The 12,048-nt window shown below is 60.5% G+C and carries 12 protein-coding genes; 6 read left to right on the top strand and 6 right to left on the bottom strand.

Annotation, left to right across the window (positions count from 1 at the left end):
- Positions 1 to 116: 116 nt before the first annotated feature.
- Together PMI29_RS04710 and PMI29_RS04715 are read right to left on the bottom strand one after the other, a co-directional pair.
- Positions 117 to 578, bottom strand: a complete 462-nt coding sequence (locus PMI29_RS04710; RefSeq protein ID WP_008002687.1) for a MarR family winged helix-turn-helix transcriptional regulator — start codon at positions 576 to 578, stop codon at positions 117 to 119.
- A gap of 67 nt (positions 579 to 645) precedes the next feature.
- Positions 646 to 1,602: a LysR family transcriptional regulator gene (locus tag PMI29_RS04715; protein ID WP_008002685.1), complete on the bottom strand. Its 957-nt coding sequence runs from the start codon at positions 1,600 to 1,602 to the stop codon at positions 646 to 648.
- Between the two features lie 125 nt (positions 1,603 to 1,727).
- On the opposite strand from PMI29_RS04715, the gene PMI29_RS04720 reads away from it, so the two are divergent.
- Positions 1,728 to 2,462 carry a sulfite exporter TauE/SafE family protein gene (locus PMI29_RS04720; RefSeq protein ID WP_081501714.1) on the top strand — a complete coding sequence of 245 codons (735 nt, stop codon included), beginning with the start codon at positions 1,728 to 1,730 and terminating at the stop codon, positions 2,460 to 2,462.
- Here the strand turns inward: PMI29_RS04720 and PMI29_RS04725 are convergent.
- Positions 2,452 to 3,306 (bottom strand): LysR substrate-binding domain-containing protein, encoded by an 855-nt coding sequence (locus PMI29_RS04725; RefSeq protein ID WP_008002682.1) that lies wholly within the window; start codon positions 3,304 to 3,306, stop codon positions 2,452 to 2,454. The genes PMI29_RS04720 and PMI29_RS04725 overlap by 11 nt on opposite strands.
- Before the next feature lie 95 nt (positions 3,307 to 3,401).
- Here PMI29_RS04725 and PMI29_RS04730 point away from each other — a divergent pair, with 95 nt between their 5' ends.
- Complete coding sequence (locus tag PMI29_RS04730) at positions 3,402 to 3,617, top strand: DUF1127 domain-containing protein (RefSeq protein WP_007983517.1); 216 nt, start codon at positions 3,402 to 3,404, stop codon at positions 3,615 to 3,617.
- Positions 3,618 to 3,681: 64 nt separating this feature from the next.
- On the top strand, positions 3,682 to 4,911 hold the full coding sequence (locus tag PMI29_RS04735) for a winged helix-turn-helix domain-containing protein (protein WP_008002680.1): 1,230 nt from the start codon (positions 3,682 to 3,684) through the stop codon (positions 4,909 to 4,911).
- Positions 4,912 to 5,037: 126 nt separating this feature from the next.
- Here PMI29_RS04735 and PMI29_RS04740 read toward each other — a convergent pair whose 3' ends face one another.
- Positions 5,038 to 6,384 carry a class II 3-deoxy-7-phosphoheptulonate synthase gene (locus tag PMI29_RS04740; protein ID WP_008002678.1) on the bottom strand — a complete coding sequence of 449 codons (1,347 nt, stop codon included), beginning with the start codon at positions 6,382 to 6,384 and terminating at the stop codon, positions 5,038 to 5,040.
- Positions 6,385 to 6,534: 150 nt separating this feature from the next.
- On the opposite strand from PMI29_RS04740, the gene PMI29_RS04745 reads away from it, so the two are divergent.
- Positions 6,535 to 7,290 (top strand): spermidine synthase, encoded by a 756-nt coding sequence (locus PMI29_RS04745; protein ID WP_008002677.1) that lies wholly within the window; start codon positions 6,535 to 6,537, stop codon positions 7,288 to 7,290.
- A gap of 123 nt (positions 7,291 to 7,413) precedes the next feature.
- Here the strand turns inward: PMI29_RS04745 and PMI29_RS04750 are convergent, their stop codons facing one another.
- Positions 7,414 to 8,205: a crotonase/enoyl-CoA hydratase family protein gene (locus tag PMI29_RS04750; protein ID WP_008002676.1), complete on the bottom strand. Its 792-nt coding sequence runs from the start codon at positions 8,203 to 8,205 to the stop codon at positions 7,414 to 7,416.
- Positions 8,206 to 8,629: 424 nt separating this feature from the next.
- On the opposite strand from PMI29_RS04750, the gene PMI29_RS04755 reads away from it, so the two are divergent.
- Entirely contained in the window at positions 8,630 to 10,303 is a 1,674-nt protein-coding gene (locus tag PMI29_RS04755) for a DEAD/DEAH box helicase (protein WP_008002675.1), read from the top strand.
- A 203-nt stretch (positions 10,304 to 10,506) separates the two neighbouring features.
- On the opposite strand, the gene PMI29_RS04760 is transcribed toward PMI29_RS04755, so the two are convergent.
- On the bottom strand, positions 10,507 to 11,274 hold the full coding sequence (locus PMI29_RS04760; protein WP_008002674.1) for a DODA-type extradiol aromatic ring-opening family dioxygenase: 768 nt from the start codon (positions 11,272 to 11,274) through the stop codon (positions 10,507 to 10,509).
- 102 nt (positions 11,275 to 11,376) lie between these two features.
- Here PMI29_RS04760 and PMI29_RS04765 point away from each other — a divergent pair, with 102 nt between their 5' ends.
- Complete coding sequence (locus PMI29_RS04765; protein WP_033052671.1) at positions 11,377 to 12,033, top strand: thiopurine S-methyltransferase; 657 nt, start codon at positions 11,377 to 11,379, stop codon at positions 12,031 to 12,033.
- Positions 12,034 to 12,048 lie beyond the last annotated feature (15 nt).

Raw genomic sequence — 12,048 nt, 5'->3', positions numbered from 1 at the left:
GGTGCGGCGATCCGACTTGCTCGCGAAGGCGGTGTGTCATTCGAAATTTACGTCGACTGACACACCGCCTTCGCGAGCAAGCCCGCTCCCACACCGGTTTTGTGGTGGTCTTGAAGTTACAGGCTGTCTTGCAGGTGACGACGCAGCTCTTGCAGCTCCGCTTGCAGCTTTTGCAGGCGCTCCAGCGTCATCCCGCTGGCGCCGAGGATGCACTGGGGTATGTTGCGGGCCTTGTCGCGCAACGCCCGGCCCTGTTCGGTGAGTTCGACGATCACCACCCGCTCATCTTCGCGGCTGCGGGTGCGGCTGAGCACGCCTTCGGCCTCCAGGCGTTTGAGCAGCGGGGTGAGCGAGCCAGGATCGGTCAGCAACCGCGTGCTGATTTCGCCTACGGTCAAACCGTCCCGTTCCCACAACACCATCATCGCCAGGTATTGCGGGTAGGTCAGCCCCAGCGCTTGCAGCAAGGGTTTGTAGACCTTGGTCATCATCAGCGAAGTGGAATGCAGGGCGAAGCAGGCCTGATTATCCAGCAGCAGGTTGTTGCAGTTGTCCGGGGTGTTGCGCTCGGTGGTCATGTCGAAGCCTTGATCTGTGATCTTAGGAATCTAGCGGGCGAATCTTTAATGCGCCAGATAATTTTGATCAGTGCCGTTGCAAATGGGTTTGAAGCACCAGATCCCAGGGTGGAACTGGACTGAAGCGGGTTTTCAGGTACTCCAGCAACAAGCGACTGCGGGAGTTGGGTTGCTGTTCCAGGCGCAAGGCATAGATGCCGGCGCTTTCCGGTTTCGGCAGGCCGCTTTCGCAGAACAGCGGCAGCAACTCACCGCGCAACAGGTACTCGCTGGCCAGCCAGGTCGGCAGGTGTGCGATACCCAGTCCGGCCAATGCGCCGCACACCAGCGCCTCGGCATTGTTGGCGCTCATGCGGATCCGTGCCGGCCGGTGCAACTGCATTTGCCCGTCCCGCTCGAAGCGCCAGGCGAAGGGCGGGGCCAGGCCATCCCAGTCGAGTCCATCGTGTTCACTCAGTTGCGACGGATCGGTCGGCACGCCGCGACGCTGCAAGTAATCAGGGCTGGCGCAGGCGATGCGCACCATGCTCGCCAGTGGCGTGGCCACCAGCCGGGTGTCGGCCAATTGTCCGGCACGCAGCACCAGATCGACCTTGCCAAGGTTTTGGCCCTGCATGTCGACGAAGCTGTCGATCAAGTGCAGTTGCACGTCGAGTCCGGGGTAGAGCATCAGGAAATCGGCAATCACCGGTGCCAGATGCCGGCGACCAAAGGCTGCCGGCGCATCGATACGAATCAAGCCTTCCGGCGCGCTGCTCAGGGACACTGCCTCGGCCCGGGCTAGGCGCAACTCGGCGACGATCCGCCGTGCGCGCTCGGCAAAGGCCAATCCCGCCGGGGTGGCGCGTACCGCATGGGTGCTGCGGATGAACAGCTGGCTGCCGACCGCGCTTTCCAGGCTGTCGATCCGCCGTGCCACGGCCGAAGGGGTCAGCGGATGACGGCGCGATGCGGCGGAAAAACTGCCGGTTTCCAGCACGTCGAGGAACAAAGCCAGTTGGTCGGTCAGTTGACTGGGGTTCATGGCAGGTTTGCGCTTGTGCGAATTTGGCACAGCCATTGTGCGTTGCTGTGCGTTTCCGCGCCAGAAGCAACTGCGTAGGATCAATGGCGTGATGTGAGGAGAAATCGGCCGTGATTGAGTTTGTGATGTATCTGGTGTTCGGCGCTGCGTTGGGCACGCTCGGCGGGTTGTTTGGTATCGGCGGCGGCCTGATCGCCATTCCGCTGCTGGGCGTGCTGTTCGGGCTCGACCAGCAGATTGCCCAAGGCACAGCGCTGGTGATGGTGGTGCCGAACGTGATGCTGGCGCTATGGCGTTATCAGCAGCGCAACCGGATTGAACTGCGACATGCGCTGCTGTTGGCAACGATGGGTTTCAGTTTTGCCTGGCTCGGCTCGATATGGGCCGTGGGCATTGATGCACAAACCATGCGTTCAGGCTTTGTCGGGTTCCTCATCGCGCTGTCGGCCCTTAACCTGGCACGAATGTTCTCCGCCAGCGCCCCGGCGGCGTCGCAGATGAATTATCCGTGGCCATGGCTGGGCGTACTCGGTGCGGCGTCCGGCACCATGGGCGGCGTGTTTGGCGTCGGCGGAGCCGTGGTGGCGACACCGGTGCTGACCAGCGTGTTCGGGACCAGCCAAGTGGTGGCGCAAGGACTGTCCCTGGCCCTGGCGTTGCCAAGCACCGGCGTGACGTTGGTGACTTATGCCGTGCACCATCAGGTGGACTGGTTGATCGGCGTGCCCTTGGCGATAGGCGGGCTGCTCAGCATCAGTTGGGGCGTGAAGATTGCCCATGCAATTCCGGAGCGGCTGCTGCGTGGGCTGTTCTGCGGCTATCTGGTGGCGTGTGCGGTGATGCTCGCCTTCAAAGTTTGAAGCCTTCGATGATGTGCTCGGCCAGGCACTCGGTGATCGGCGACGGATTATGCAGGTTGCGCACGAGCATGATGCTGGCCTCGGGCAGCAGCGGCAGATCCTCGGCTTCACCGAGGATGCGCATGTCCGCGGTGATCAGGCTTTCAAGCTGTGCCGTGACGGCCAGGCCGGCGCTGACCACGGCCATGATCGCCGACAGGCTGTCGCTGTTGTACGCCACCCGGTAATCGCGCCCCTGGGCATCAAGGGCGTTGCAGGCCCACTGGCGGCAGAAGCAGTCGCTGTTGAACATCGCCAGGGGCAGCGGCGTCTGCTCGTGGGCGCTGTAGCATTGCGCCTCGGCCCAGACGAAACGCTCCTTGCGCAACAACTGGCCGATTTCGCTGCCCGGTTCGCGGGTGACGATGGACAGGTCGAGGTCCTGGCGCGTCAGCAGTTGCTTTGATGATTCGCAGTGCACTTCGATCTGAATCAGCGGATAGGACTGGGCAAACCGGCGTAAAATCCCCGGGAGAAATCGCATCACATAATCGTCCGGCGTACCGATGCGCACCGTGCCGACCATATCGGGTTCGCGCAAGGTATTGAACACTTCGCTGTGCAGCTTGAGGATCCGCCGCGCATAGCCGAGCAGCACCTGGCCTTCGGCCGTCAGCCGCACCTGCCGCCCGTCGCGCTGGAACAACTGGCGCTGCAGCACATCTTCTTCCAGCCGTTTCATCTGCATGCTGACGGCTGACTGGGTGCGATTGACCATTTCACCGGCGCGGGTAAAGCCGCCCTGGTCGGCGATGGCGACGAAGGTGCGCAAGACTTCGGTATCGATACTCGGGTAGGCCGACATCCATCAATCTCCGAGATATGTGACATCAGAAACATTCGTTGGATTGATCTTAGACCCGGCGCGAGACTGGAGCCATCCAAACGGAGGGCAACAAGATGAAAGGTCAACATGAGTTCCACGGTGCAGAAAAACACTCGATTCACGTGATTTCCGATCTGCTGCACAAGGTCGGCCGCTGGTACGAACTGCATCGCGAGCGCGAATTGCTGGCGAGCTTGAGCGACGAAGCACTCAAGGACATCGGCATGAGCCGTGCGGATGTGGAGAACGAGTCGATCAAACCGTTCTGGAATGACCCGATGCATAAATGATGAATGCCACGCTACACAAACCCCTTACCGGTGAGGTAGGTTGCGAGCAGACAAGGAGGCATCCATGCCCGCAACATTGTCCTTTACCCTCAAACAGGCTCGGCGTCTGGCGCTGGCCGCCCAAGGGTTCAACGGGCGGTCGCCGCCAGCGGCGATCAAGGCTGTTGCGCTCAATCGCCTGATCGAACGGCTGGGCATTTTGCAGATCGATTCGGTCAATGCATTGGTGCGTTCGCACTACCTTCCGCTGTTTTCCCGCCTCGGCAATTACTCCTCCGATTTGCTCGACCAGGCTGCCTGGAGCCAGGGCCGGCGCCGTACGTTGTTCGAGTATTGGGGCCATGAAGCCTCGTTATTGCCACTTTCCATGTACCCATTGATGCGTTGGCGCATGCAGCGTGCGAGCCGCGGCGAAGACATTTATCAGCAATTGGCGCGCTTTGGGCGGGAACAACAGGGCACCATTCGCCGGGTGCTGGCTTCGGTTGAGGAGCAGGGCGCGCTGGGCGCCGGGAGCCTGTCGACACGTCAGGAACGGGCCGGTCCCTGGTGGGATTGGAGCGCGGAAAAGCATGCGCTGGAATGGTTGTTCGCCGCCGGTGAAGTGACCGTGGCCGGCCGGCGGGGATTCGAACGGCTCTATGACCTGCCCGAGCGGGTGATCCCTGCTGCGATTCTGCAACAACCCCTGCTCAGTGAGGTCGAGGCCCAGCGCGGCCTGTTGCTGCATGCCGCGACAGCCTTGGGCGTGGGCACGGAAAAAGACTTGCGGGACTATTTTCGCCTGAACCCGGCGGACAGTCGTTTGCGATTGGCGGAGTTGCTCGAGGCAGGTGAGTTGAGTGCCTGTGAAGTACAGGGTTGGCGACAGCCGGCTTACTGCCTGCCCGAGCCCAAGGTGCCGCGCAAAGTTGTATCCAGTGCATTGCTCTCACCGTTCGATTCGCTGATCTGGGAGCGCAACCGCACTGAGCGCCTGTTCGCCTTTCGCTACCGCCTGGAGATCTATACGCCGCAGGACAAGCGGGTCTACGGCTATTACGTCCTGCCGTTTTTGCACAATGAACGGATTGCCGCGCGGGTCGACCTGCGCGCCGAACGGGCGACGGGGCGACTGGCGGTGCATGCAGTGCATGAGGAAGATCCGGGGCTGGATGACGAGGGAATGCTGGCGTTGGCGGTCAATCTGCGGCAGATGGCGGGTTGGCTGGGGTTGGCGCAGGTTCAGTTGAATTGCCCGCGGGTGAGTGCGGCAAGGTTGCGGGTGGCGTTGATTCAGATTGAAGGTGATTGAACTGACGCCATCGTCGGAACGCCGCCCGGAGCAAGCTCGCTCCCACATTGACCGCGTCGATCACAGATTTTGTGTACGGCGCGAATCCTGTGGGAGCGAGCTTGCTCGCGATGGGGGCGACGCGCTTTAGCGTCGAACCTGCTTCAGTGTTTCCGCAATCAAGAACGCCAGCTCCAGCGACTGATCGGCATTCATCCGCGGATCGCAATGGGTGTGGTAGCGATCCGACAAGCCGTCCTCGGTAATCGGCCGCGCACCACCGATGCACTCGGTCACATTCTGCCCGGTCATCTCGATGTGAATGCCACCGGCATAACTGCCTTCGGCTTCGTGCACCTGGAAGAACTGCTTCACCTCGCCAAGGATTTGCGCAAAGTCACGGGTCTTGTAGCCGCTGCTGGCCTTGATGGTGTTGCCGTGCATCGGGTCGGAACTCCACAGCACCTGTTTGCCTTCACGCTGGACGGCACGGATCAGTTGCGGCAAGTGATCGCCGACCTTGTTCGCGCCCATCCGCGCGATCAGGTTCAGGCGGCCCGGGTCGTTGTCCGGGTTGAGCACGTCGATCAAGCGAATCAGGTCGTCGGGGTTCATGCTCGGGCCGACCTTGACCCCGATCGGGTTGTTCACCCCACGCAGAAATTCGACGTGGGCGCCGTCAAGCTGGCGGGTGCGGTCGCCGATCCACAGCATGTGCGCCGAGCAATCGTAGTAATCGTTGGTCAGGCTGTCGCGACGCACGAAGGCTTCTTCGTAGTTCAGCAGCAGCGCTTCGTGGGCGGTGAAGAAACTGGTTTCGCGCAGTTGCGGCGAACTGTCCATGCCGCAGGCGCGCATGAACGCCAGGGTTTCATCGATGCGATCGGCCAGGTGGCGGTATTTTTCTGCCAGTGCCGAGTTGGCTATGAAGTCAAGGTTCCACTTGTGCACCTGATGCAGATCGGCAAACCCGCCTTGGGCGAACGCGCGCAACAGGTTCAGGGTGGCGGTGGACTGGTGATAGGACTGCAGCAGGCGTTCCGGGTCTGGCACGCGGCTTTTTTCGTCGAAACCGATGCCATTGACGATGTCGCCACGGTAGGCGGGCAGGGTCACGCCATCGATGGTTTCGTCGTTGGCCGAGCGGGGCTTGGCGAACTGCCCGGCCATGCGCCCGACCTTGACCACCGGGCAGCCGGCGGCAAAAGTCATCACGATCGCCATCTGCAACAACACTTTGAAGGTGTCGCGGATTTTCGCCGCGGAGAATTCGGCGAAGCTTTCGGCGCAGTCGCCACCCTGCAACAGAAACGCGCGGCCCTGTGTCACCTCGGCAAACTGACGGCGCAACTCGCGGGCTTCACCGGCAAACACCAGAGGCGGATAGCTGGCCAGGGTCTGCTCGACCTGCTGCAAATGTGCGGCATCAGGGTATTGGGGTTGTTGCTGGATTGGCAGGGCGCGCCAGCTGTCAGGGCTCCAGGGTTGGCTCATCACGGTCTCTAGTGTTTTCGCTCGGACGTCCATGTTATCAGCAAATTAGTGCGTGACCTGTTCCCGTCGCTTCGCCGACAATCTCGCCTTTGCCGCTCTCTACACGCGGTGTTATTGCGTCGCCGGCCCCGGTGACGATCAGGAGATGAAATGACTGAGGAGCGCGTCGAGCATCTGCTCGCCGAGGTACAGGACGAGTTCGGCGTGATTCGTGTGCTGGAAGTGGCCGATTACCGTTTTCTCGAGTTCGGTGATGCCATCGAGCAAAGCTGCGTGTTCACGGCCGATCCGAGCTGGCTCGAGTACGACTACACCCGGGCGATGCTGATCGGTGCGTTGTGCCACGAGCAACCGGAAAGTGCGCTGTTTCTCGGTCTCGGCGCCGGTACGCTGACCCAGGCTTGCCTCAAGTTCCTGCCGCTGGAAGATGTCGAAGCCATCGAACTACGCCCGGACGTACCGCGCCTGGCCATTGAATATCTGGGGCTGGATGACGACCCGCGCCTGTACATCCGCGTTGGCGATGCGCTGGAGTTGCTCGACACCGCTGAATCGGCCGATCTGATTTTCGTCGATCTTTATACCGATGTCGGTCCGGGTGTCGGGCATCTGGCCTGGAGCTTTCTGGAAAACTGCCAGAAGCGATTGAATCCGGGTGGCTGGCTAGTCATCAACCAATGGGCTACCGACGACGGCAAACCCTTGGGCGCCGCCTTGTTGCGCGGTTTGTATCACCGACATTACTGGGAGTTGCCGGTGAAGGAGGGCAACGTGATTCTGATCGTGCCGTCGGAGCTGGACCAGGAACTGGACATGGCCGGCCTGATCGCCCGCGCCGAAGCGCTGGCGCCGCGCCTGGGGTATTCGCTGGATTCGTTGATCAAGTGCATTCGCCCAGCTACTTGAGTTGTTTCTGATGGCCCCTTCGCGAGCAAGCCCGCTCCCACAGGTTTTGCGCAGATCCCTGTGGGAGCGGCGGTGCGGCGATCCGACTTGCTCGCGAAGGGGCCATCAAAGCCAAAATTAAAATCAAATCCCTTTGAAGACCCCCGGCCGCCGCTCAACCATCGATCGCACGCCTTCCTTGACGTCCTCGCTAGCCATCAACTTCTTGACCAGCAGCGGCAATGCCTGTGCCGCTGCGGTTTCCCCTTCATACCGGGCCTGTCGTGCAGACATCAGCGTCGCCTGAACCCCGAGCGGAGCCTGGCGGGCGATCCGTTCTGCCAGCTCGATCGCCCGGGGCAGCAAATCCTCGCTGGCCATGACTTCCTGCACCAGTCCCAAGTGCAAGGCGTCATGGGCGTCGAATTCATCACCGGTCAGCAACCAGCGCATGGCGTTACCCCAACCTGAGACTTGATGCAGACGCAGGGTGGCACCGCCGAACGGGAAGAGCCCGCGTTGCACTTCCATCTGCGCGAACCGAGTGTTGCTGGCACACAGGTTGATGTCGGCGGCCAGCATCAGTTCGATGCCGATGGTCAGGCAATAGCCTTGGGCGGCGACGATCACCGGTTTGCTGACCCGGGGACCTGCGAACACTCCCCACGGATCACAGCCGCCGGGCGGAACCTGCCAGCCATCTGCCAGTGCGACGCTGGCATTGACCAGATCGAGCCCGGCGGTAAAGTGCTCGCCATGAGCGAACACTACAGCCACCCGCGCCTCGCTGTCGGCTTCGAATTCGCCATAGGCCAGACTCAACGCGTTGAGCAGGTCGAGATCGAAGGCGTTGCGTTTGGCCACCCGATCCAGACCGATCAGGAACACATGACCATGCCGTTCGCGGCTGACTCGACTGGAGCAGGGCTGATTCATGGAGCGATCCTCGGGGGGTAGGAAAGGCGTGCCAGACAGGCCGTCTGCACGGCAAAGGGTGAACCGTTTTAGCGCCGTCACCCGCAAGGCCGGGCCTTTGAAAAATAGACGGCTGATCAATTATTCGCAAAGCCTGTGACACAACGGCGTATCCAGTGGATTTTCGATAAAAAAAACTCCCTTTTTGGGCGAATTCCGGTATAGTGCGCGCCGGCCTTTAACCGGGCCGCGTTTAGGTAGCGCAATTCCCCGAAGCCAGCTTCGGCTGCACGTCCGCCCAGCGGACTCTTCCTTGACGATTCTTTTCATTCATTCGTTTTCGCAAATCCCCGCCGACAAAGCTGCCAGGGCGACTCTTGAGTCTCAACACGGCATGTGCAGCTTTGGAGCATGGGTCTTTGCGGATGCACTTAGAGGCAGACCCATGACCCAGGAAATCGGCGGCTTCGCCGCTCTTGAACTTCATCCAAATATTGTCGCTGCAGTAGTCGCTACCGGCTATGAAGAGCCTTCGGCCATTCAGCAGCAGTCGATCCCGATCATTCTCGCCGGTCACGATATGATTGGTCAGGCGCAAACCGGTACCGGTAAAACCGCTGCCTTTGCTCTGCCAATTCTGCACCGCATTGATCCGTCCAAGCGCGAGCCGCAAGCTCTGATCCTGGCCCCAACTCGTGAGTTGGCGCTACAAGTTGCAACCGCTTTCGAAACCTACGCCAAGCAAATGCCGGGTGTAACTGTTGTGGCTGTCTACGGCGGCGCGCCGATGGGCCCACAACTGAAAGCAATCCGTAATGGCGCACAAATCGTTGTCGCCACTCCGGGCCGTCTGTGCGACCACCTGCGTCGCGACGAAAAAGTACTGGCGACCGTGAACCACCTGGTTCTCGACGAAGCCGACGAAATGCTCAAGCTGGGCTTCATGGACGACCTGGAAGTCATCTTCAAGGCCATGCCGGAAACCCGTCAGACCGTATTGTTCTCGGCTACTTTGCCTCAATCGATCCGTGCCATCGCCGAACGCCACCTGCGCGATCCGAAGCACGTGAAGATTCAGAGCAAGACCCAGACCGTAACCGCGATCGAGCAGGCTCACCTGCTGGTTCACGCTGACCAGAAGACTTCGGCCGTTCTCAGCTTGCTGGAAGTGGAAGATTTCGACGCCCTGATCATGTTCGTGCGCACCAAGCAAGCGACTCTGGATCTGGCCAGTGCCCTGGAAGCCAAAGGCTACAAAGCCGCTGCGCTGAACGGTGACATCGCCCAGAACCAGCGTGAGCGCGTGATCGACTCCCTCAAGGATGGCCGTCTGGACATCGTTGTGGCGACCGACGTTGCTGCTCGTGGCCTGGACGTTCCGCGCATCACTCACGTGTTCAACGTTGACATGCCGTACGATCCAGAGTCCTACGTCCACCGTATCGGCCGTACCGGCCGTGCCGGTCGCGAAGGTCGTGCACTGCTGCTGGTGACTCCGCGCGAGCGCCGCATGCTGCAAGTGATCGAGCGTGTAACCGGTCAAAAGGTTGCTGAAGTTCGCCTGCCAGACGCTCAAGCTGTTCTGGATGCGCGCATCAAGAAACTGACCAACAGCCTGTCGCCACTGGTGGCCGATGCTGAATCGACCCACGGTGATCTGCTGGATCGCCTGACTGCCGACATCGGTTGCAGCCCGCGTGCCCTGGCCGCAGCCCTGCTGCGCAAAGCTACCAACGGTCAAGCGCTGAACCTGGCCGCTATCGAGAAAGAGCGTCCACTGGTGCCGAACAATGCACCACGTGGCGATCGTCCAGAGCGTTCCGGTGATCGTCCTGAGCGTGGTGACCGTGAGCGTCGTGCTCCGATGCCACTGGCCGAAGGTCGTGCCCGTTGCCGTACCGCGCTGGGCGCGCGTGACGGTATCGCCGCCAAGAACCTGCTGGGCGCCATCCTCAACGAAGGTGGTCTGGCGCGTGAAGCTATCGGTCGCATCCAGGTGCGTGACAGCTTCAGCCTCGTCGAGCTGCCGGAAGATGGTCTTGAGAAGTTGCTGACCAAGCTGAAGGACACTCGCGTTGCCGGTAAGCAGTTGAAGCTGCGTCGCTACCGCGAAGATTGATCCGCTCTCGGGCTGATTGATCGAACATGAAAAATCCCCGACTGGTTCGGGGATTTTTTTTGCCTGCTGTTTTAAGTTCGACGTTTGAGTTGTGTCGCCGACAATCGCGAGCAGGTCGGATCGCCGCACCGTTGCTCCCACATTGGAATGCGTTCTACTGTGGGAGCGAGCCTGCTCGCGATGGGGGCGACTCGGTCCATGGGTTACCCGAAGCGATAGATATCCATCCCCAACGCCCCCATGGTGAACCCTTGGTGGGCAATGCTGAACGGCCCACCGGCAGCTCGGGCAAAGTACAGCGGCAACAGGTGTTCGTCGCTGGGATGGTTGCGCACGGCATTCGGTGCTTGCGCGCGATAGTCGTGCAGCGCGGCTTCGTCGTTCGCTGCGAGTTTCTCGATCATCCAGTCGCGAAACGCCTTGGCCCAGGGCTCAACGCTCTCGGGGCCGGCATGCCAGTCCAGTTCCCGCAGGTTGTGAGTGATGCTGCCGGAGCCGATCAGCAGCACGTCGTGCTCGCGCAGGCTGGCCAGCGCGTGGCCAACACGGGTCTGCAGAGCGGGGCCACCACGGGTGGGCAGCGAAACCTGGACAATCGGGATGTCTGCTTGCGGGTACATCAACGATAAAGGCACCCAGACACCATGGTCGAAAGGCCGATTGCTGTCGATACGTGCAGGAAAGCCAGCGGTTTTCAGTAACTCGGCAACCTCTGCGGCGAGTCGTGGATCGCCGGGAGCCGGGTACTGCACTTCGAACAGGGCTTTGGGGAAGCCGCCGAAGTCATGCCAGGTTTCCGGTTGTGGACTGCCGCTGACCAGCAGCTCATTGCTTTCCCAGTGCGCAGAAACAATCACGATGGCTTTGGGCCTGGGTATCTCGGCGGCCAGGCGAGCAAACGCCGGCCCGCTGGCGCCGGGTTCCAGAGCGAGCATCGGGGAGCCGTGGGATATGTACAGGCTGGGGAACATGAATGAGCTCCTGAGAGTTAAGATGCTACATCTTCAGCCAGATCATTGATCTAAATCTAATATAAGTTTTAGGGTGTTTTGATCGAATTTTCGGGGTTAATTATGCAGCCTGAGTTTTGGCACAAGAAATGGGCGGCGAATCAGATCGGCTTTCACCTGCCGCAGGTCAACCCTTATCTGAAGCGGTTCTGGCCAGCGTTAAGCCTTGAAGAAGGGGCGCGCGTGTTGGTGCCGTTATGTGGAAAAAGCCTGGATTTGCTTTGGCTCGCCCATCAAGGCCATGAGGTCTTGGGAATCGAGCTGTCGGAAAAAGCCGTCGAGGAGTTTTTCAGCGAACATGGCTTTGATCCGGCCGTCAGCGAGCAGGGGCCGTTCAAGGTTTATCGGGCGGGTTCCATTGAGCTGTGGTGCGGCGATTTCTTTGAGCTGACGGCCGGTGATACGGCTGATTGCTCTGCGCTCTATGATCGCGCCGCGCTGATTGCTTTGCCGCCGAAGATGCGTGAGCAATATGCCGCGCACCTGAATCGCATATTGCCGAAAGAGTGTCGTGGAATATTGATCACGCTGGACTATGACCAGGCACAGATGGACGGACCGCCATTTGCCGTACTTGATGATGAGGTGCAGCGTTTGTTGGGCGGGGCGTGGGTGTTGAAGGTCCTGGAAGACCAGGATGTATTGAGCGAGAGCGGGAAGTTTCTGGAGGCGGGTGTCACGCGGCTGGAGGAGCGGGTGTATCGGGTTTCCAGTAGGTAGAGATGTATTGTTTTT

It is taken from the genome of Pseudomonas sp. GM49, assembly GCF_000282355.1.
In the GTDB taxonomy this organism is placed as follows: domain Bacteria; phylum Pseudomonadota; class Gammaproteobacteria; order Pseudomonadales; family Pseudomonadaceae; genus Aquipseudomonas.
This window is presented reverse-complemented; position numbering and strand designations above follow the sequence as displayed.